Origin of the sequence: Oceanobacillus luteolus, from assembly GCF_042678205.1 — a bacterium.
GTDB classification, from domain to species: domain Bacteria; phylum Bacillota; class Bacilli; order Bacillales; family Amphibacillaceae; genus Oceanobacillus; species Oceanobacillus luteolus.
Genome location: NZ_JBHUDE010000006.1, coordinates 1 through 19,084, shown reverse-complemented (window position 1 = coordinate 19,084; position 19,084 = coordinate 1). Strand labels below are relative to the sequence as shown.

Annotated in this window: 23 protein-coding genes and 5 pseudogenes; 24 read left to right on the top strand and 4 right to left on the bottom strand. The window is 35.3% G+C overall.

Translation table 11 applies throughout. The features are described 5' to 3' along the window. Positions 1-77 precede the first annotated feature (77 nt). The 10 genes and pseudogenes from ACFSBH_RS02060 (at position 78) to ACFSBH_RS02015 (ending at position 6,196) form a co-directional block, all read left to right on the top strand. Complete coding sequence (locus ACFSBH_RS02060; protein ID WP_379595801.1) at positions 78-1,205, top strand: MBL fold metallo-hydrolase; 1,128 nt, start codon at positions 78-80, stop codon at positions 1,203-1,205. Positions 1,206-1,237: 32 nt separating this feature from the next. Beyond that, positions 1,238-1,465, top strand: a complete 228-nt coding sequence (locus ACFSBH_RS02055) for a sulfurtransferase TusA family protein (RefSeq protein ID WP_379595799.1) — start codon at positions 1,238-1,240, stop codon at positions 1,463-1,465. A 63-nt stretch (positions 1,466-1,528) separates the two neighbouring features. Then, entirely contained in the window at positions 1,529-2,308 is a 780-nt protein-coding gene (locus ACFSBH_RS02050; protein WP_379595797.1) for a sulfite exporter TauE/SafE family protein, read from the top strand. A 61-nt stretch (positions 2,309-2,369) separates the two neighbouring features. After that, the gene (locus tag ACFSBH_RS02045; protein ID WP_379595795.1) at positions 2,370-2,666 is read left to right on the top strand and encodes a rhodanese-like domain-containing protein; all 297 of its coding nucleotides are present in this window, start codon (positions 2,370-2,372) and stop codon (positions 2,664-2,666) included. Between the two features lie 11 nt (positions 2,667-2,677). Next, a pseudogene (locus tag ACFSBH_RS02040) lies at positions 2,678-4,372 on the top strand (FAD-dependent oxidoreductase). A gap of 212 nt (positions 4,373-4,584) precedes the next feature. Beyond that, the gene (locus tag ACFSBH_RS02035; protein ID WP_379595793.1) at positions 4,585-4,941 is read left to right on the top strand and encodes a sulfurtransferase; all 357 of its coding nucleotides are present in this window, start codon (positions 4,585-4,587) and stop codon (positions 4,939-4,941) included. Then, a complete protein-coding gene (locus ACFSBH_RS02030; RefSeq protein ID WP_379595791.1) occupies positions 4,931-5,191 on the top strand; it encodes a metal-sensitive transcriptional regulator in 261 nt (86 codons plus the stop codon). The genes ACFSBH_RS02035 and ACFSBH_RS02030 overlap by 11 nt, the downstream gene beginning before the upstream one ends. Before the next feature lie 178 nt (positions 5,192-5,369). Next, positions 5,370-5,729: a rhodanese-like domain-containing protein gene (locus ACFSBH_RS02025; protein ID WP_088051595.1), complete on the top strand. Its 360-nt coding sequence runs from the start codon at positions 5,370-5,372 to the stop codon at positions 5,727-5,729. 15 nt (positions 5,730-5,744) lie between these two features. Further along, positions 5,745-6,056 carry a rhodanese-like domain-containing protein gene (locus ACFSBH_RS02020; protein WP_379595789.1) on the top strand — a complete coding sequence of 104 codons (312 nt, stop codon included), beginning with the start codon at positions 5,745-5,747 and terminating at the stop codon, positions 6,054-6,056. Positions 6,057-6,064: 8 nt separating this feature from the next. Next, positions 6,065-6,196: a hypothetical protein gene (locus tag ACFSBH_RS02015; RefSeq protein ID WP_379595787.1), complete on the top strand. Its 132-nt coding sequence runs from the start codon at positions 6,065-6,067 to the stop codon at positions 6,194-6,196. 86 nt (positions 6,197-6,282) lie between these two features. Here the strand turns inward: ACFSBH_RS02015 and ACFSBH_RS02010 are convergent. The 4 genes and pseudogenes from ACFSBH_RS02010 to ACFSBH_RS01995 form a co-directional block, all read right to left on the bottom strand. Then, positions 6,283-6,507 (bottom strand): annotated as a pseudogene (locus ACFSBH_RS02010) (cation efflux transmembrane domain-containing protein); the annotation flags it as partial. A 34-nt stretch (positions 6,508-6,541) separates the two neighbouring features. Beyond that, positions 6,542-7,411: a HAMP domain-containing sensor histidine kinase gene (locus ACFSBH_RS02005; protein WP_379595785.1), complete on the bottom strand. Its 870-nt coding sequence runs from the start codon at positions 7,409-7,411 to the stop codon at positions 6,542-6,544. Between the two features lie 5 nt (positions 7,412-7,416). Next, a complete protein-coding gene (locus ACFSBH_RS02000; RefSeq protein ID WP_379595783.1) occupies positions 7,417-7,926 on the bottom strand; it encodes a hypothetical protein in 510 nt (169 codons plus the stop codon). After that, positions 7,904-8,617 carry a response regulator transcription factor gene (locus tag ACFSBH_RS01995; protein WP_379595781.1) on the bottom strand — a complete coding sequence of 238 codons (714 nt, stop codon included), beginning with the start codon at positions 8,615-8,617 and terminating at the stop codon, positions 7,904-7,906. Before ACFSBH_RS01995 ends, ACFSBH_RS02000 begins: the two co-directional genes overlap by 23 nt. Positions 8,618-8,862: 245 nt before the next feature. Between ACFSBH_RS01995 and ACFSBH_RS01990 the strand changes: the two are divergent. From ACFSBH_RS01990 to ACFSBH_RS01925, 14 genes and pseudogenes are all read left to right on the top strand, one after another. Then, positions 8,863-9,051: pseudogene (locus ACFSBH_RS01990) on the top strand (hypothetical protein); the annotation flags it as partial. A 62-nt stretch (positions 9,052-9,113) separates the two neighbouring features. Then, complete coding sequence (locus ACFSBH_RS01985) at positions 9,114-11,912, top strand: Tn3 family transposase (RefSeq protein WP_379595779.1); 2,799 nt, start codon at positions 9,114-9,116, stop codon at positions 11,910-11,912. A 13-nt stretch (positions 11,913-11,925) separates the two neighbouring features. Beyond that, complete coding sequence (locus ACFSBH_RS01980) at positions 11,926-12,240, top strand: hypothetical protein (RefSeq protein ID WP_066418426.1); 315 nt, start codon at positions 11,926-11,928, stop codon at positions 12,238-12,240. Between the two features lie 446 nt (positions 12,241-12,686). Next, positions 12,687-13,073, top strand: coding sequence for a DUF302 domain-containing protein (locus ACFSBH_RS01975; protein ID WP_379595777.1), 387 nt, complete (start codon positions 12,687-12,689; stop codon positions 13,071-13,073). A gap of 438 nt (positions 13,074-13,511) precedes the next feature. After that, complete coding sequence (locus ACFSBH_RS01970) at positions 13,512-13,775, top strand: metal-sensitive transcriptional regulator (RefSeq protein ID WP_066418419.1); 264 nt, start codon at positions 13,512-13,514, stop codon at positions 13,773-13,775. An 87-nt stretch (positions 13,776-13,862) separates the two neighbouring features. Continuing rightward, the gene (locus ACFSBH_RS01965) at positions 13,863-14,342 is read left to right on the top strand and encodes a DsrE/DsrF/DrsH-like family protein (protein WP_066418416.1); all 480 of its coding nucleotides are present in this window, start codon (positions 13,863-13,865) and stop codon (positions 14,340-14,342) included. Between the two features lie 43 nt (positions 14,343-14,385). Beyond that, positions 14,386-14,737: pseudogene (locus ACFSBH_RS01960) on the top strand (rhodanese-like domain-containing protein). Between the two features lie 14 nt (positions 14,738-14,751). Further along, positions 14,752-15,048 carry a rhodanese-like domain-containing protein gene (locus ACFSBH_RS01955; protein WP_066418413.1) on the top strand — a complete coding sequence of 99 codons (297 nt, stop codon included), beginning with the start codon at positions 14,752-14,754 and terminating at the stop codon, positions 15,046-15,048. Positions 15,049-15,102: 54 nt separating this feature from the next. Then, on the top strand, positions 15,103-15,678 hold the full coding sequence (locus tag ACFSBH_RS01950) for a sulfurtransferase TusA family protein (RefSeq protein WP_066418408.1): 576 nt from the start codon (positions 15,103-15,105) through the stop codon (positions 15,676-15,678). Positions 15,679-15,689: 11 nt separating this feature from the next. Beyond that, positions 15,690-15,938, top strand: coding sequence for a glutaredoxin family protein (locus tag ACFSBH_RS01945; RefSeq protein ID WP_066418407.1), 249 nt, complete (start codon positions 15,690-15,692; stop codon positions 15,936-15,938). Next, on the top strand, positions 15,935-16,330 hold the full coding sequence (locus ACFSBH_RS01940; RefSeq protein WP_066418406.1) for a DsrE/DsrF/DrsH-like family protein: 396 nt from the start codon (positions 15,935-15,937) through the stop codon (positions 16,328-16,330). Before ACFSBH_RS01945 ends, ACFSBH_RS01940 begins: the two co-directional genes overlap by 4 nt. A gap of 52 nt (positions 16,331-16,382) precedes the next feature. Further along, a complete protein-coding gene (locus ACFSBH_RS01935; protein WP_270064323.1) occupies positions 16,383-17,516 on the top strand; it encodes an MBL fold metallo-hydrolase in 1,134 nt (377 codons plus the stop codon). A 121-nt stretch (positions 17,517-17,637) separates the two neighbouring features. Then, positions 17,638-17,865: a sulfurtransferase TusA family protein gene (locus ACFSBH_RS01930; RefSeq protein ID WP_066418396.1), complete on the top strand. Its 228-nt coding sequence runs from the start codon at positions 17,638-17,640 to the stop codon at positions 17,863-17,865. A gap of 575 nt (positions 17,866-18,440) precedes the next feature. After that, positions 18,441-18,974 (top strand): annotated as a pseudogene (locus ACFSBH_RS01925) (SulP family inorganic anion transporter); the annotation flags it as partial. Positions 18,975-19,084 lie beyond the last annotated feature (110 nt).

Below are 19,084 nucleotides of genomic sequence, written 5' to 3'. Positions count from 1 at the left end.
TATCAAACTTTATGCAGTGGAGAAATTCTCCACTGCAAAAAAATTATTAAAAATATACCTATGGGGGTAATTTGAATATGACTGTGAATAAATGGACAGCAGCAGAAGTTGCTCGGAAAGTAATTGATAATGAAGAATTATTTATTTTAGATGTTCGCAATCATGATGCATTTGAGGATTGGAAAATGGAAGGACATAAATTCGAGTATTTAAATATTCCTTACTTCGAATTATTAGATGGTGTAGATGAGATTTTACCTAAGCTTCCAACGAATAAGGAAGTATTAGTAGTATGTGCTAAGGAAGGATCTTCCGTTATGGTAGCAGAAATGCTTTCTGAGGCTGGTCGTGAAGTTGCATACCTTGAGGGCGGGATGAAGTCTTGGAGTAGTTATCTAGAACCAATTAAAGTTTCCGATTTAGAAAATGGTGGGGAGTTATACCAATTTGTTCGTTTAGGAAAAGGTTGTTTATCTTATATGGTAATTTCTGAGGGAGAAGCAGCTATTATTGATGCAGTACGTTTCACGGACGTATTCACAAACTTTGCGAAAGAAAAAGGAGTAGAAATCAAGCACGTATTTGATACACACCTACACGCAGATCATATTTCAGGTGGACGTCATATTGCAGCAAATACAGAAGCAACTTACTATCTACCACCAAAAGATGCGACAGAGGTAGTGTTTGATTACACGCCTCTTACAGAAGGATTAAATGTAAAAATTGGTGCATCTCAAATTGATGTAAATGCACTTTATTCACCGGGTCATACCATTGGTTCTACTTCATTTGTTATCGACAATCAGTTCTTGTTAACAGGTGATATTTTATTTATCGACTCAATTGGTCGTCCCGATTTAGCAGGACTTGCGGAAGATTGGGTAGGTGACTTACGAGAAACATTATATTCCCGTTATCGTGAACTAGCTGAAGACCTAGTGGTGTTACCTGCACATTTCATGATTATTGATGAGTTAAATGAAGATGGTACAGTGGCTAGAAGATTAGGTGATTTGTTTAAAGAGAATCATGGATTAAACATCGAGGATGAAGTGGAATTCCGTCGTACTGTTACAGATAACTTACCACCACAGCCAAATGCGTATGAACAAATTCGACAGGTAAATATGGGGAAAATCACACCTAATAATGACGAACAAACAGAAATGGAAATCGGTCCAAACCGTTGTGCAGTTCGCTAATTAATAGAAAAAATAAAATGGGGGTAAATCAAATGAACATTACAAAAACATTAGATGCAAAAGGCTTAGCATGTCCTATGCCAATTGTAAAAACTAAAAAAGCAATGGATACGATTAACTCTGGTGAAGTACTTGAAGTGCTTCTAACAGATAAGGGTGCTTTAAACGATATCCCAGTATGGGCAAAATCAGGTGGCCATAACGTATTAGAACAAAAAACAGAAGAGGATGTTCTGTACTTCTATATTCAAAAAGGTTAAGGAAAACCAAATAGCGAGTAGCATGAACTACTCGCTATTCTAAATTTGAAGGAAGGTTTGGCAATGGATTTAACTTTTATCATCGTCATATTTACGATTGGATTTATTGGCTCCTTTTTATCTGGGATGTTAGGTGTTGGCGGCTCCATCATTAAGTATCCCATGCTATTGTATATTCCCCCTTTATTCGGACTAGTAGCATTTACAGCTCATGAGGTTTCTGGAATAAGTGCAGTACAAGTACTGTTTGCTTCCATTGCAGGTGTATGGGCATATCGAAAAGGTGGATACCTAAACAAGCAGCTCATCATTTATATGGGCGGAGCTATCCTAATTGGGAGTTTAATTGGTAGTTATGGATCGAGTTTCTTATCCGAGCAAGCAGTGAATGTCGTGTATGGTATTCTAGCTGTGATTGCAGCTGTTATGATGTTTGTACCAAAGAAACAAATGGACGATGTACCATTAAATGATGTTACTTTCAACAAGCCACTAGCGGCAATATTAGCATTAATTGTGGGAATAGCATCTGGTATAGTCGGCGCGGCAGGAGGATTTTTACTTGTACCAATCATGCTTACGATTTTGCACATTCCAACACGCATGACGATTGCAACAAGTTTAGCAGTAACGTTCATTTCTTCCATCGGGGGAAGTGTTGGTAAACTTGTTACTGGACAAGTAGATTATTGGCCTGCTGCTATTATGATTGTGGCAAGTTTATTAGCAGCTCCACTTGGAGCAAAAGTAGGAAAGAGAATGAATACCCGAATTTTACAAGTGATATTAGCACTTATGATTGCAGGTACTGCTATTAAAATTTGGACAGATATTTTGACTTAAATAATTTTCAAACCTCAAGATACATTGGAAAAACAGAAGATAATAAAGGAGATGCAATTTGATGAAAAGTATATCGGCAGTAGAGATACAAGAGAAAATAAAAGATGGAGAAAAGGTTCATATTATTGATGTTCGGGAGGATGTTGAAGTTGCAGAGGGAAAAATTCCAGAAGCGAAGCATATTCCTTTGGGAGATATACCAGACTCTTTAGAAAAACTTGATAAAGATAAACATTATTACATGGTTTGTCGATCTGGTGGAAGAAGCTCAAGTGCATGTGAATTTTTAAACAATGAAGGCTACAATGTTACTAATATGACTGGCGGAATGTTAGCATGGCAAGGTGAAATAGAATAGGAGGCTTGAATATGGGGAAAAAAGTACTGATTGTTGGTGGAGTTGCTGGTGGAGCTTCAGTCGCTGCACGTGTCAGAAGATTAGATGAAAGTGCAGAAATCATTATGTTTGAAAAAGGTCCTCATGTATCTTTTTCGAACTGTTCATTACCTTATCATTTAAGTGGTATTGTAGAAGATAGCGAAAAACTTGTTTTGATGTCTCCCGATATCTTTAAGAATCGCTACAATATTGAAGCTAGGGTACAACAAGAGGTTATTCGAATTAATCGGGATAAGAAAACAATCACTGTTAAAGATTTGATCTCAGATAAAACATACGAAGAGGGCTATGATAAATTGGTGCTTTCTCCCGGTGCTTTACCTATTCGACCAAATTTGGAAGGCATAGACAATTCTAATGTTTTTACGGTACGTAACGTAGTCGATATTGAGAATATCAATTCATATATCAAGCAAAAAAGTATTAAGGATATTGCTGTCATCGGTGGCGGCTTTATTGGAGTAGAGGTTGCAGAAAACCTACAACTTGCGAACTATAATGTAACCTTAGTTGAATTCGCAAATCAAGTCATGGCGCCATTTGATTATGATATGGCACAAATCCTTCATAAAGAAATGGTGGATCACGGTGTTGAACTTATTCTAGATGATGGGTTAGCTAAAATTTCTGATGGATATATAACAACAAACTCCGGTAAAAAAGTTGATGCACAGGCAGTAGTATTAGCGATTGGAGTAAAACCTGAAACGAGTTTGGCAAAAGAAGCTGGTCTTGAAATCGGCTAAACAGGTGCTATTAAAGTTGATTCAAATTATTTAACAAGTGATAAAGATATTTATGCAGTTGGGGATGCCATTGAAGTGTATCATCGTTTGTTACAAAAACAAACAAGACTAGCACTAGCTGGCCCAGCCCAAAAACAAGCCAGAGCAGCTGCAGACCATATGTATGGAATTCCAAATAGAAATATCGGTGTAATAGGATCATCATCCATCCATCTTTTTGATCTCAATGCAGCATCTACTGGACTTAATGCAAGAACAGCTGAGCAAGCGGGAATGATGTACGATTATGTTTACTTAATGCCGGGAGATAAAGTGGGACTCATGCCGAACAGCTATCCGATGCATTTTAAATTGGTTTATGAATACCCAACAGGTCGAATTTTAGGTGCGCAGGCAATTGGTAAAGGAAATGTGGATAAACGAATCGATGTTATTGCAACCATGATTACAATGAATGGTACGTTGGAAGATTTAAAAGATCTAGAATTGACCTACTCACCAATGCTAGGAACGGCTAAAGATGTCGTTAATCATGCCGGTTTAGTAGGGCTAAACCTACTACAAGGCAGATACAAAGAAGTCAAAGTTTCCCAAGTTCGAGAACTGGTAGAAAGTAATGCTTTTATTATTGATGCACGAGAACAAGATGAATATAATGCAGGTCATTTTAAAAACGCAGTTAATATTCCTTTAAGTGAGTTTAGACAGAGACTTGATGAAATTCCAAAAGATCAACCTGTTTACATTCACTGTCGTTCAGGTCAAAGAAGTTATAATGTGGTAATGGCATTACAAAATTTAGGATATGAGAATGTTTACAACATTTCTGGTTCCTATTTGGGTGTAAATCTTTATGAATACTTTAATGATTTAGTTACTGGTAGAGAAAGAATAGTAACTGTTTATAATTTTAAATAGATTGACTTAAAATCTGATGAATATTATTTAACAGTAATGAAACGGGGGTACATTATTTGGTGTATCCTCCATTTATTTTCTATTCTCATGATATGTATAAGTTTTATTAAAGAAAGCAAAAGTGACTAATAGAAAATAATATTGAAATCTTGACAATATACCTAATGGGGTATATTATTATTTATGTAATCCTTATTAAAAGGTGATCAATTATGATTATATATTTACTAAGTGCAGTTATTGTTTTATTATGTTATGAATTATTTAGAAGGTACTTCCCAATTAAGGGGATAATTTGTAAGAATAGAATTGGCGAAAAGGATATCGTTATATTAGATTTAAGAGATTACAACGAAAAAGGAACCTTAAAGAATGTGGCAATGCAGATACCTTACCCTTATTTGAGAAGACACTACAGTGAGATTCCGGATCAGTCACTTCATGTTGTAGCGAGTGATCGAATGGATATTAATCTAGGGGTGAGATTTTTATTAAGAAAAGGATATAGTGTTAGTAGTTTCGAGATTATAGGTTGTGCATGTAAAGGAGGAATAATAGATGGAGTATGATAAATCTGTTATAAATCGTTTAAAACGTATTGAAGGTCAAATTAGAGGCGTATTAAATATGATTGAGCAAAATAAAGATTGTAGGGAAGTAATTACTCAATTATCAGCATCGCGTACTGGTATTGATCGTACAATTGGATTAATTGTAAGCATGAATTTAGAACAATGTGTTCGAGAGAATATTGAAAATGGTGAAGACAGGAAAGAACTTGTAAAAGAAGCAGTAAATTTATTAGTGAAAAGTAGATAAAGGTTCTAACAATTTTCTTACTAAAAGGAAATTTAACAGCCTTTTTCTTTTTAAATAAAATATACCCCATCGGGTATATGGTTGAGTTGAGCCTAATGGAAGTAATCAAATGAAACAATTAGAACAGAAGGTAAAATGACATCAGATAATAATTGAGAAAAGAGAAGGTGAAGGTAGAGTGGATATTATACAATGGATTTTTATTATTTTGATCGCACTCTTTGTGATCAATCGTTTTATTCCCAAAAAAGGCATTACGAATATAACTGTTCAAGAAGCAAAAGATAAATTTAAGGATAAAAGTGTTCAATTTATAGATGTCCGTACACCGGGTGAATATAAAGCAAATCATCGCAAACCGTTTAAAAATATCCCACTTTCCAATTTGCCTAGCCAAGTAGACAAATTGGAAAAAGATAAAGAAGTTGTTGTTATATGTCAAAGCGGAATGAGAAGTGCAAAAGCAGCAAATATGCTAAAAAAACAAGGATTCGAAAATATTTACAATGTAAAAGGTGGAATGAGTGCTTGGTATTAGAAAGGATGACAAGTGATGGCAAAACAAATAGCACCAGAAGAAGTAGCTAAACGTCTTAAAAATAGTGAAGAAGTATTCATAATTGATGTTCGTGAAAATGGAGAAGTAGCTAGTGGTAAAATTCCAAGTGCCAACAACATTCCATTAGGCCAGCTTGCATTAAGAAAAGATGAACTTAACAAAAAGAGAACCTATGTGGTTGTTTGCCAATCTGGTAATCGAAGTAAGGCGGCCTGTGGGATACTAGAGGCATTAGGTTTCAAAGTCGAAGATATGGCAGGTGGAATGAATAATTGGAAAGGAAATCTTGAACGAAAAATAGGGTGATGTTACTAATGCTTCATTATACAATAGAGATAAACAAATCAATAGAAGAAGCCATTCAGTCACAAAAGGAAAATTTAAAGAAGGAGAAGTTTGTTGTTCAATGGCAGTTTGATATTAAGGATACATTGCAAAAAGCCTGATTTTTCTGCTTAATGTAGAAAAATCAGGCCTTTACCCTCTAAAAAATTCCTTGGCGTATAGATAAATGCAGTTTCCTGATACTAACCCAGTTAGCGGCCTTTTCTCCAAGTGTAAAGGCTAATAATGCAATCCCAAGTGATATGGAATCGCTTATCATATGACCAGCATCAGTTAATAATGCAAGACCATTGGTAATAAATCCTCCAATTACTTCGTTGAACATATTTCCAATAATAATAATATTAAAACTTATCGTTAACGTCTTTTTATTTGCATCATGTGTATGGTCATGTCTATGTTTGTGTCCTATTTTATGTTTCCTCCTAAATGAATGGTGCGAAACATTATTCTTTTGAAGTATTTCCTGCTTTTGGAAGATAGATTATAACCTTCGTACCAGCATTTGAATTACTTTCTATCTCAATCTTCCCCCGATGAGCATCAACCAAGGCCTTCACAATAGATAATCCAATTCCCATCCCACCTGTTTTTCGATCCCTTGATTTATCCCCACGATAAAATCTTTCAAAAATATAAGGTAGGTCTTTCTCGGCAATTCCCATACCCTCATCTTGCACAATAAATTTTAGATAACCCTTAGATTGATCTGTTCTTATTATTACATTGTTTCCTTCTGGGGTGTATTGAAGAGCATTATTAATAATATTGGTTAAAATCTGGATTACGCGGTCTTTATCTGCTATAAACCAATGCTCCCCTTTTGGCTTTTGAACGTTTAATTTCACGCCTTTCTTCTGAAAAGCCGGTTGGAAATATTCTTCTATGAAAGTTAAGATATTCCGCACCTCTATACTTGTTTTATATAGTTTTATTTGTGGATTTTCTACAGCAAGTAACTTTTCAAGTTCATTCACAAGACGGACTAGCCTCATCAATTCATTATGGCTCTGCTGTAACCTTGTAGAAGTCGGTTCAAATACTCCATCTAAATACGCTTCAATTTGGCTTCTTAATGTTGCAAGTGGTGTTCTTATCTCATGAGCAAAGTCGGCAGTAAATTGCTTTCGAAGTACTTCTTCTTTTGCTAATGAATCAGCAAGTTGATTAAATGATTCAGCAAGCGGTCTAAGCTCACCTGTCAATTCCGCAACTGGGACAAACGTATGTGATTTATGTTCCTGAAGTTCCTGAATTGCATTTGTTAATTTCTTGAATCCGGTTGTCAAACGTTTGGAGAACAGTAAGCTGAACAAAATTGCTAAAATAACTGTAACAATAATGGCAAGGAAGTATTCTTTTTTATTGTTTCCGAAAAAGTAATTTCCTTACCTATCATTTGCTTTGGATAATAAACCTTTATAACCCCAATGGGATGATCATCAGATGTAAGGTCATAAGTGATCATTTTATATTTAGTATCCTTTTCATTATCGGAATGCATTCCCATACTATCCATCATTCCAAGCATCATGGTTGTATCGGCTACCATTTGTCCGTCTATGTTATAAATTCTATAAAATAAATGATCGGTCATGGCCTGTTGATGCATCATATTTACCAGTTGATCGTCAACAAGTTTCCCTGTTTTCTTATAAGTTTCTATAGACTTGTTTTCAATAACTGAACTATTTTCCTCTCTATTCTTCTGCAAATACTCACTAAACTGATTATCAAATCCCCATAAAATAGATAAGCTTGTAGTAAGGATACCGGCAAATGAAACAATCAAAAGGTAAAATAAAACTTTAGAACGAAGGGTTAAACGCATCAGGGGTTCCTCCAAACTTATACCCCATCCCAAATACGGTCAGAATATATATTGGGTGTCGGGAATCTGCTTCTATTTTCTTTCTAAGATTTTTTATATGTGTATCGATACTTCTTTCATAGCCCTCAAAATAGGTTCCATCTCCCTGTACCTTTTCAAGTAAATCAGTTCGACTATATACACGACCGGGATAACTTGCCATTGTTACTAATAGTTTATATTCAATGGGAGTTAGGGAGATGATTTGGTCATTCAATTCAACAATCTTTTTAAAGAGGTCTATTTTTACCTTTCCATTATTGAATGATAAATTGTTTACATTTCCCTCTTTTTTAACCCTTCGTAAAATTGCTTTTGCTCTTACAACTACTTCTCTTGGACTAAACGGTTTTGTTACATAATCATCAGCGCCAATGACAATACCATTAATTAAATCTTCTTCCGCTGATTTTGCCGTTAGCATAATAATGGGAACATCATTATCTTTTCTAGTCAATCGACAGACTTCTTCACCCGATATATCTGGCAGCATAAGATCAAGGATAAGAATATCTGGTTGAATCTCTTTGACTTTTTTTAATGCCTCTATACCATTTGAGGCTAGATAAACCTCCCAGCCTTCTTTTTCAAAATATGCTTCTAATACTTCAAGAATCATCTCTTCATCATCTACGATAAGAATTTTTGTCATACCAACCACCTCTTTCCTTTTTATAGTACCACCTAATCAAATGAAAATAATAATCAACACAATTTCCACATAAGTTCCCCATGGAATCTCCATTTATGGATTGTATGATTGATTTAGTTAGGGGTACGGAAACGATTCGCACATTGAGGGGCCACTATGGAAAATAATGGATAATTTAACCGAACCTATCAAAACGATAGGTTTTTATTTATTATAAAATAGGGAATCTAAAAATTCAGATAAAGGTGGGATATGATTTGCCAAGTATTCAGGATACCATATACCCCAGATTTAAGAGTAATCTGACCGAGAAAGATTTGGAAGAAGTGTACACCCCAGTGATGAATGAAATAGAATGGGCAGAGGTTAAGTCTAAAGGCACTTTGCAGGAATTAGCCTTACTTGTTTTAATCAAAACCGTACAGAAGCTTGGATTTTTTATCCGTATTGTCGATGTTCCAGAAGCCATTATCAGACATATTGCAAAAAAGCATACTTGCCTTTGCCTGCGAAAGAAGAGTGGAAAACGTATAGTGAAACAAGAACTGCCAAACGGCATTTTCGCTTTGTTCGGGATTACCTTCAGCTTCGGCCATTTGATCATGAGGCCCATCAAATTTTGATTGATACAATGAGCAAACTAGCATTTAACAAGGATGACCCGGCCGATCTAGTTAATGCTGCCATTGAAGAATTAATCCGTCAACGATACGAATTACCTGTCTATAATACCTTAAAAGATGCAGCCAATGATGTTCGAACTAAATCATATCGTGCCATCTATCATCAGATTGATCATGCACTAAATGATGAACAAAAAAAGAATATAGATCACCTTTTTCAGGTACCCGAGGGCACTGCTTACAGTCCTTGGAATGAACTGAAGGAGGACGCGAAAAGAGCTACTTTATTACACCTCAACAATTTAATTGTACGTCGGAATTGGTTAATAAACCAGCACATTCCGACCGATTTCCTTGAAGATATTCCTTATATCAAAGTAAAACAAATGGCAGCTGAAGCCAAAACGTTAGGTGCCTCTCGTATGATGGAAATGGAGTCTAAAAAAAGATATGCGCTTGCGCTTTCCTTTGTATCAATGCAATTGTCAAAAATATTAGATGATATTGGAGAAATGCTCATTAAAAGGATGATGAGCATTCATAAAAAAGGCCGTCAACGTTTAAAGGATCATAAAGAAAAAACACAAAAACGTACGGATTCGTTAATATCAACCCTCCAGGAATTACTACTTGCTTATCAAACGGAAGGCAGCCCTGAAGAAAAAATTCAGGAGATGCAAAAGGTACTCCAAGAGCAAGAAGCGCAAGTGTTACAAGATTGCGAAAACCATTTAGCCCTTAGTGGAGACAACTATTATCTATTCCTATGGCAATTCTATAAAAGCCACCGAGCTACATTATTTAAAATTCTTAAATCCATTCCACTTCGTTCAACAACACAAGATAAAGCATTGGAAGAGGCGATTTCTTTTCTCCTCTCTCATCAATATACGAAAAAGGAATACATATCAATTGTTCATATTGAAAAGAATGGAAAGTTGCGAAAGGACTGGGATATAACATCTTTATTAGACTTGTCTTGGATTCCTGATTCCTGGTGGCGATGGCTTAGTCCTAAAAAGAAGAAGGAAAAAATGCCTGATGAAATCAATCGCCGTCACTTTGAAGTATGCGTCTTGTCGCAAATTATGCTAGAGCTAAAAGCAGGAGACTTATATATAGAAGGAAGTGAAAAATATGCAGATTACCGAAAGCAGCTTATTACATGGAAAGACTATGAGGAGAATTTAGCCGATTTTTGCAAGCATGTAAATTTGCCTGTTTCTGGAACTGATTTCGTTAGAAAGACACAGCAAGATTTTAAACAAGTTACAAGCCAAACAGATCAATCCTTTCCTCACAATGAACAGGTACGAATTGAAAATGGCGAAGTTGTGATTGGAAAGTTAAAGAAGAAAAAAATCCCCACTGAATTAAAGAAGTTTGAAGGATATATAGCCGAAAACTTAGAACCAATCAATGTACTGGATATGTTGGCCGATACTGAATACTGGTTAAATTGGACCCGTTTTTTTGGTCCCATTTCAGGACATGAAGCGAAATTAGACAATGCCGTTGAACGGTATATTACAAATGCCTTTTGCTATGGTTGTAATTTAGGACCGACTCAAGCAGCTCGATCAATAGGAAGTCTAGACAGAAAACAAATAGCTTGGATTAATCAACGTCATGTAACTATAGAAAACCTAGACAAAGCGATTCAATATATTATTAATGCCTATAACCAATTCGATCTTCCAAAATATTGGGGTGATGGAAAGAGAGCTTCAGCCGATGGAACCAAATGGGATTTATATGAGCAAAATCTTTTATCCGAAAACCATATTCGCTATGGAGGATATGGCGGAATTGGCTATTATCATGTTTCGGATACCTATATTGCTTTATTCAGCAATTTTATTCCTTGCGGAGTATGGGAAGGGATTCATATTTTAGATATTTTGATGAATGATAAAGCCGAAATTCGACCTGAAATTCTCCATTCAGATACTCAAGGACAGAGTACAACGGTCTTTGGGCTTTCTTCTTTACTAGGTATTCAGTTAATGCCCAGAATTCGTAATTGGAAAGATTTAAAATTATTTCGTCCTTGTAAAGAAGAGGTATATGAGCATATTGATGATCTTTTTTCAGGAGAAATCGATTGGGAGCTCATTGAGACTCATTATCCGGATATGATTAGAGTTGCTATGTCGATCCAGTCAGGTAAAATTACCCCATCTACCATTCTTAATAAACTAGGTACATACAGCAAAAAGAATAAGCTGTATCAGGCGTTTCGCGAGCTTGGAAGAGTGATACGAACGATGTTTTTATTAAAATATATGGCTGACGAGGAACTGAGAGGAACGATTCAAGCAGCTACCAATAAAAGTGAAGCTTTTAATGGGTTTACCAAGTGGCTATTCTTTGGTGGCGAAGGGATTATCGCTGAGAATGACAGGGAAAAACAGCGTAAGGTCATTAAATATAACCACCTAGTGGCCAATTGTCTTATCTTTTATAATGTGTTCTCTTTATCTCGTATTCTCCATGACTACATGCAAGACGGAAATGATTATGATGAAGAGCTGATTTCCTATTTAAGCCCCTATGTTACAGCTCACGTCAATCGATTCGGCAAATACCGCATTGATCTAAACCGTAAACCTCCTAATCTTCCGTTTGAGGTGCCTGTAGCAAGGGAAAAAAGTATGCATTTAACAAGGTGAAGGAGTGACCTTAATGCTAGTTATTGATAAAATTCGCTGGATGATGAACCGAAGAGATTCAAGATGGTGGGAAGAAGACTCGTGGGAGATTTATACGAAACTTCGTAATGATATGTATGATACGATGGACTTCCTAAACACCTGTTCAACCCTAGAGTTACAGACTATTGAATGGGAACTTAATGACTTAATGGACGATTTTGGCGATGAAAATGGCGAAGGAGAATTTATTGACTTTCTTGAAAACCTCGGAGAAAGGAAATCTGATAGCTTGCTAGAATCTGTTAGAGAGTTCAAAGTTAATAAAAAAGAAGAAGCTGTTGATTAGCAGAATTGAATGTTAGTTTGTTCCGCAATCGGCCCAAATTAATGAGGAACGCTTTAAAGGCTATAAGGTATTTATGGTAAAGTAAATTATAAATATTATTTTCACTTGATTGCACGAAACTGTCAATAGCCTACCAACTGTTTATGCTGTTGATATTGAACCTAAGATGTTGGAGTTATTAAAGGAAAGATCAGATCAGGAAAAACGCCAAATTATTTAATATATCTAAAGTGATTTGGAAAACATACAGCTAAAAGACCATAGTGCAAACAAAGTAATCATGACATTTGTTATAAATAAAATACCTGATATGAAAAAAAGCATTTGGTGAATGTAAGAGAATTCTAAAAGCAAATTAATTTTAGCAATTCTAAATGTTATTTCTTTGAAACGAGCGATTAAGTTATTTCAATTGATATGAAATAGACTCAGGGAGGAAGATAATTATGTTTGATTATACGGCTGTTACAGATAAAAATATGGAAAAAGCAATTAAAAGTCTGGAGGAAAGCTTAAAAGAAGAAAAATTTGGTATTTTATGGAGTTTTGATCTTAAGAAAAAGTTCCAGGAAAAGGGTCTAGAATTCCATAAAGAGTTTAAAGTGCTCGAAGTATGCAACCCACATGAAGCACAGAGAGTGTTAAATGAAAACGAAATGGCTGGATACTTCTTGCCTTGTAAAATAGTTGTTTATGATGACAACCATGGAAAAACGAAAATTGGGATGCCCAAACCAACAGCACTCATTAGTCTTCTGAATGATGAAAAGATGAAACAATTTGCTCAGGATATTGAAGATCGGCTAATTAGTTGTATAAATAGTAGTATTTAAATTAGTAACAATAGTTCTATATAAAAAATAATAAAATAAGCCTCGAATATCGATGCTATTTTATTTTCTTTGAAAAGGAAACACCTATTCCTCAGTAGACGGCATTTATCAACCACTTTCAATATGTATTGATCTACCCACTCTATTATTTAATCTAGTTGACATTATACCCATATGGGTATAATATAGTACTTGTTAATGTTGTTCCTTTTATCGACAAAGGAACAATCAATATTCCAACTGCCTATCTTAAGAGAAACTTTAATGAAATTCCAAACATGTAGTTGTATCAGGCATACTCGAAAAAATTATTGGAATTCACTTTTTAAGACAAAGGGGTTTTCGGGTCGTCGGATATAGAATAGCTGATCATAACAAATTACCCTTTAAGGAAAACTTTTTAAAAATAGAAACGAATGGTTAAAGGGAGGTAAGGACATGGATTATAATGATCAAATTAAAAATAGAGTAAAACGGGTTGAAGGACAGTTAAGAGGAATTTTAAGAATGATGGAAGAAAATAAGGACTGCAAAGAAGTCATCACCCAGTTATCTGCAGCAAGAACAGCCATTGATCGTACAATTGGGGTTGTGGTTAGTTCTAATTTAGTGGATTGTGTACGTTATGCAGAGCAAAGTGGTGAAAAGAATACTGAAGAACTAGTAAGAGAAGCCGTAAATCTGCTTGTGAAAAATAGATAAAAAAAAGGGTTGACACCCTCTTTTATTTTAGTTATTATCATACCCATAGGGGTATTAGTAAAATATTAACTGAGGAGTGATAAAATAATGACAGAAAACAAAAAAACAACAATTGTATTATTTAGTGGAGATTATGATAAAGCAATGGCAGCGTATATTATTGCAAACGGTGCAGCTGCCTATGATCACGAAGTAACCATTTTCCATACATTCTGGGGATTAAATGCTTTACGAAAAGATGAGAATATTGAAGTAAAAAAAGGTTTCATGGAAAAAATGTTTGGAAAAATGATGCCAAGAGGCGCAGATAAGATGGGGCTATCCAAAATGCACTTTGCAGGTTTCGGTCCTAAAATGATTAAAGATGTGATGAAAAAACATAATGCAATGCCACTACCAAATTTGATCGAAATGGCAAAAGAGCAAGATATAAAGCTTGTTGCGTGTACGATGACAATGGATTTATTAGGGCTACAAAAAGAAGAGCTTTTGGATAATATCGAATATGCAGGGGTTGCTGCGTATTTAGCTGATGCAGAAGATGGTAACGTGAACTTATTTATCTAAATCAGTTAGGGGAAATTTCCCGTTCATGAAGGAGGGACTAGGTTTGGAATATCTAAATTATTTAGTGATTGCACTTTTTCTATTTTTTATCATAAATCGAATAATCCCGGACAAAGGTGTTAGACAGATTTCAACATCAGATCTAAAAAATGAATTAAAAGATAAGAATAAACAATTTGTCGATGTCCGAACTCCAGGGGAATAGTATTAGAGGATTTAAAAATCTCCCAATTCATCAGCTTGCACAAAAAGCAGAGAAGGAGCTGACAAAAGACAAAGAAGTAATTGTCATTTGTCAAAGTGGAATGAGAAGTCAAAAGGCTAGTAAAATGCTTAAAAAATTAGGATTTACAAAAGTGACGAATGTAAAGGGGGGTATGAGCGCCTGGAGATAAAGGGAGGAAAAAGAATGAAGCAATTAACTGCAAAAGAAGTAGAAATTTTACTGTTAGAAGGTAAACCATTAAACTTAATTGATGTTCGTGAAGTAGATGAAGTTGAGACTGGAAAAATTCCAGGAGCCATTCATATTCCACTAGGATTATTAGAATTCCGAATGCATGAATTAAGTAAGGCTAAAGAATATATCATGGTTTGTCGGTCTGGTGCACGAAGTGCTCGGGCATCTCAATTTCTTGAAAGTCATGGATTTAATGTGATTAATATGTCAGGCGGGATGCTTGCATGGGAAGGCGAAACTAAGTAAATTTTTTTAATTAATAAAATACCCATCAAGGTAAAAATAGGAGGCTTTTATATTATGGAATCATTAAAAACAGACTTTTTATTAGATGCAAAAGGGTTTGCTTGCCCAATGCCAATCGTGAAAACAAAAAAGGCAATGAATGATTTACAAGCTGGTCAGGTCTTGGAAGTTCAAGCCACAGATAAAGGGTCAAAAGCTGATATTCAAGCTTGGGCGAACAGTGCTGGTCATCAGTATCTTGGGACAATCGAAGAAGGAGAAGTACTAAAACATTATCTAAGAAAATCATCTAATGATGGTTTAATTGAAAGAAAACATCCTAATGTAACTAGCAATGAAGAACTTGAAAAGAAGCTAGATGCTAATGAAAACATCGTGGTTCTTGATGTAAGAGAATCAGCTGAATATGCATTTAACCATATTCCTAATGCTATTTCTATTCCTTTAGGAGAACTGGAAGAGCGTCTAAGCGAATTAAACACAGATGATGAAATTTATGTGGTATGCCGAACAGGAAACCGCAGTGATCTTGCTTCTCAAAAATTAGCTGAAAAGGGTTTTGCTAATGTGGTTAATATAGTTCCAGGCATGAGTGCTTGGACAGGAAAGAAGGAAACTTTAAGCAAATAGGAGGTATTAATATGAACACAGTGACAGTCTATACTACTACACGTTGCCCATATTGTGTTATGCTAAAGAACTTTTTAGTAGATCAAAATATTCCTTTCAAAGAGATAAATGTTGAAACCAAACCAGAGATAATGAACCAACTTGTAAACGAAACAGGGCAAATGGGAGTGCCTCAAACAGAAGTTAATGGTAAGTGGGTTGTTGGCTTTGATCCAAATAATATTATGTTGGCATTAAAAACTGGGAGGAATGAGGAATGAGTAAAAAAGTAGCAATCATCGCAAGTAATGGTGGATTATTTGATGCATATAAAGTGTTTAATATTGCAACAGCAGCTGCAGCGACAGATCAAGAAGTAGCTATTTTCTTTACATTTGAAGGGTTAAACTTAATTCATAAAGATGCATACAAGCAGCTTCCTATGCCAGAGGGTAAAGAACACTTTGCAGAAGGCTTTGCAAAAGCTAACGTTCCAGCAATCCCTGAGTTAGTGGAAATGGCACAAGATTTAGGAGTTAAATTTATTGGTTGCCAAATGACAATGGATGTTATGGGATTAGAAAAAGAAGCTTTTGTAGATGGCATCGAAGTCGGTGGAGCAGTAACATTTTTAGAGTTTGCAAAAGACGCGGATGTAACATTAACATTCTAATCAACTTACAAAAATTTTTTAACTATAATAATACCTAAGGGGGTAATTGATAATGGCAGTACGTAAAATGTTAGCAAAAGAAGTAACGGATAAGGTGTTAAATAAAGAAAACTTATTTATTTTAGATGTTCGTAATGTGAGTGATTTTAACGATTGGAAAATTGAAGGTGAAAACTTCGAGTATTTAAATGTTCCATATTTTGAATTACTTGATGGAGTTGAAGGGATTTTGTCAAAACTTCCATCAGATAAAGAAATTTTAGTCGTATGTGCAAAAGAAGGTTCATCTATGATGGTAGCGGAAATGCTTTCTGATGAAGGGATTGATACAGCTTACTTAAGCGGTGGAATGAAGTCCTGGAGTGAGCATTTATATAAAGCGAAAGTTTATGAAGATGAAGATATTAAAGTTTATCAATTTGTACGAGTAGGAAAAGGTTGTTTATCTTATATGGTTGTTTCAGATGATGAAGCATTAATCGTAGATCCAGCACGTTTTGTGGATGAGTATATTGAAGCTGCAAAAGAAGATGGCGCAAAAATAACCCATATTGTTGATTCACATCTACATGCAGATCACATTTCCGGAGGGAAAGAATTAGCAGATAAAACAGGTGCTTCGTACTACCTTATGAAAAGTGAAGGGGCAATCTTTGATTTCAAACCGTTTGAAGAACATGAGAAAATTGAATTTAAAAATATTGAATTAGAAGTGCTTGCAGTGAAAACACCTGGACATACACCAGGAAGTGTATCATTTTTTGTGAATAAAAAATTATTATTCTCTGGTGATACTATTTTCGTAAGCGGGCTAGGCCGTCCTGACTTAGGAAATAAAGTAAGAGAATGGGCAAACGACTTATATAACACTGTGTTTAATAAAGTATCTGAAATTGCAGATGATGTGATCGTATTGCCAGCACATTATGCTGACTTTGACGAAGAGCTGAATGCAGAAGGTTACATTGGGGATACGTTAGGAAATATCCGTACACGTAATGAGAAAATGTTCAATGCAACAAGAGAAGATTTCTTAAACGATGTTGAAAAATCAGCAAGTTCTGTAAAACCACCTAACTTTGAAGAAATTATTATGATTAACCGTGGTGTTCAAGAAGCCGATGTTGAAAGAAAGCAAGAATTAGAAATTGGTCCAAACCGTTGTGCAGTCCATCATACGGACTGACCCTCATAAGCATGTCATGCGCTTAAGAAGACTCCTGTACTGAAGGACAGAGTTTGGGTACAGTTAGAGGCAATTTTACAGTCAAGTTTAACAGAATTCAAAAATAGGGAGGGTACAACAAATGAATGTCAATAAAACTTTAGACGCAAAAGGTTTAGCTTGTCCGATGCCTATTGTAAAAACGAAAAAAGCAATGAATGAATTAGCGTCTGGAGAAGTTTTAGAGATCCATGCAACTGATAAAGGGGCTAAAAACGACCTGACAGCCTGGGCAAAATCAGGTGGTCATGAATTTCTAAAAGTTCAAGAGGATAACGGTATATTTAAGTTTTGGATAAAAAAAGGCTGAGGGTATCATCAAGATACCCTTTTCTTAAAAAGAAAACTATATTAATTCAATTATAGGATTAGCCAAAGTTTTCAAATTTAACTAGGGAAAATTATATTTTTACTAGTTTGTAGGATTTAGTTTTTCCATAATAAGTAATTGGTACCCTATTCATTTCCGGAAAAATCGTTTCATGTAAACAAGGAAGAGGTGAATATTGTGGGAAATCTTATCAAAAGGCTTACGGAAGATCGTTGTCCAGTTTGTGGAAAAAAGTTGGTAATTTCGGATGAAAAATGGATGAAAAGTATGTATGTCAAGTCATGTCCTGAAGGTCATATAAAAAAAGAGGTTTATCCACATTTGCAAACTACTATTGAATATAAGAAAAATAGTCTAGGGCATAGATAAAGTTCACTTTATATAAATTTCAGTCTAATTGAAAGCGTTTTCTTACTTAAGGCGAAGCCTTGCCGTGGGCAGAGGTTCTCGAAATGATCATGAACACAGTTGAAGGCAGACAACGAAGAAAGCAAGCGTTTGTCAACAGCCTGAAATCTAATTGTAGAATTCGTATTTAAAGGGGGGAAGAGATCATGTTAAAAAAACTGATCCCGTCTATTGATTGGCTAGGTCATTATAACAAAAATGATTTAAGAGGAGATTTATCAGCTGGTCTAATTGTAGCTATTATGTTAATTCCTCAAGGAATGGCTTATGCGATGTTGGCTGGCTTACCTCCTGTTATAGGATTGTATGCTTCAACGATCCCTTTGATTATTTATGCACTATTTGGATCTTCTAGACAATTAGCAGTTGGACCAGTTGCGATGGTTTCACTTTTAGTATTTACAGGTGTGTCTCAACTTGCAAAACCAGGGACAGATGAATATATTGCATATGCACTGCTACTCGCTTTGATGGTAGGTGTGATTCAATTAGTATTAGGACTTTCCCGCCTAGGCTTTCTTGTTAACTTTTTATCACATTCTGTTATAAGTGGGTTTACATCTGCAGCTGCAATCATCATTGGTCTTAGTCAGTTAAAAAATCTATTAGGAATCGATATTCCGAAAGGTTCGATTTTTGTTATCATAAGTAATGCAATTATGAAAGTCAATGAAATAAATATGGTAGATTGAGTCAAGTACTTGTGGGAGTTTTTTAAGTCCCTTATTTTATACTGTTTTCGTCCAGTGTTTTGTTAGCGTTATCAACCCTATATTGCTCTAAAATGTTT

Excerpts from the sequence above, each read along its gene's own strand:
- ACFSBH_RS01975 (WP_379595777.1), top strand. The coding sequence starts at position 12,687 with ATGTTTGATTATACGGCTGTTACAGATAAAAATATGGAAAAAGCAATT.
- ACFSBH_RS02015 (WP_379595787.1), top strand. The coding sequence starts at position 6,065 with ATGCTTCATTATACAATAGAGATAAACAAATCAATAGAAGAAGCCATT.
- ACFSBH_RS01935 (WP_270064323.1), top strand. The coding sequence starts at position 16,383 with ATGGCAGTACGTAAAATGTTAGCAAAAGAAGTAACGGATAAGGTGTTA.
- ACFSBH_RS02030 (WP_379595791.1), top strand. The coding sequence starts at position 4,931 with ATGGAGTATGATAAATCTGTTATAAATCGTTTAAAACGTATTGAAGGT.
- ACFSBH_RS02055 (WP_379595799.1), top strand. The coding sequence starts at position 1,238 with ATGAACATTACAAAAACATTAGATGCAAAAGGCTTAGCATGTCCTATG.
- ACFSBH_RS01930 (WP_066418396.1), top strand. The coding sequence starts at position 17,638 with ATGAATGTCAATAAAACTTTAGACGCAAAAGGTTTAGCTTGTCCGATG.
- ACFSBH_RS01945 (WP_066418407.1), top strand. The coding sequence starts at position 15,690 with ATGAACACAGTGACAGTCTATACTACTACACGTTGCCCATATTGTGTT.
- ACFSBH_RS02035 (WP_379595793.1), top strand. The coding sequence starts at position 4,585 with ATGATTATATATTTACTAAGTGCAGTTATTGTTTTATTATGTTATGAA.
- ACFSBH_RS01955 (WP_066418413.1), top strand. The coding sequence starts at position 14,752 with ATGAAGCAATTAACTGCAAAAGAAGTAGAAATTTTACTGTTAGAAGGT.
- ACFSBH_RS02060 (WP_379595801.1), top strand. The coding sequence starts at position 78 with ATGACTGTGAATAAATGGACAGCAGCAGAAGTTGCTCGGAAAGTAATT.
- ACFSBH_RS02045 (WP_379595795.1), top strand. The coding sequence starts at position 2,370 with ATGAAAAGTATATCGGCAGTAGAGATACAAGAGAAAATAAAAGATGGA.
- ACFSBH_RS01970 (WP_066418419.1), top strand. The coding sequence starts at position 13,512 with ATGGATTATAATGATCAAATTAAAAATAGAGTAAAACGGGTTGAAGGA.
- ACFSBH_RS02020 (WP_379595789.1), top strand. The coding sequence starts at position 5,745 with ATGGCAAAACAAATAGCACCAGAAGAAGTAGCTAAACGTCTTAAAAAT.
- ACFSBH_RS01995 (WP_379595781.1), bottom strand. The coding sequence starts at position 8,617 with ATGACAAAAATTCTTATCGTAGATGATGAAGAGATGATTCTTGAAGTA.
- ACFSBH_RS01965 (WP_066418416.1), top strand. The coding sequence starts at position 13,863 with ATGACAGAAAACAAAAAAACAACAATTGTATTATTTAGTGGAGATTAT.
- ACFSBH_RS01950 (WP_066418408.1), top strand. The coding sequence starts at position 15,103 with ATGGAATCATTAAAAACAGACTTTTTATTAGATGCAAAAGGGTTTGCT.
- ACFSBH_RS01940 (WP_066418406.1), top strand. The coding sequence starts at position 15,935 with ATGAGTAAAAAAGTAGCAATCATCGCAAGTAATGGTGGATTATTTGAT.
- ACFSBH_RS01980 (WP_066418426.1), top strand. The coding sequence starts at position 11,926 with ATGCTAGTTATTGATAAAATTCGCTGGATGATGAACCGAAGAGATTCA.
- ACFSBH_RS02000 (WP_379595783.1), bottom strand. The coding sequence starts at position 7,926 with ATGCGTTTAACCCTTCGTTCTAAAGTTTTATTTTACCTTTTGATTGTT.
- ACFSBH_RS02050 (WP_379595797.1), top strand. The coding sequence starts at position 1,529 with ATGGATTTAACTTTTATCATCGTCATATTTACGATTGGATTTATTGGC.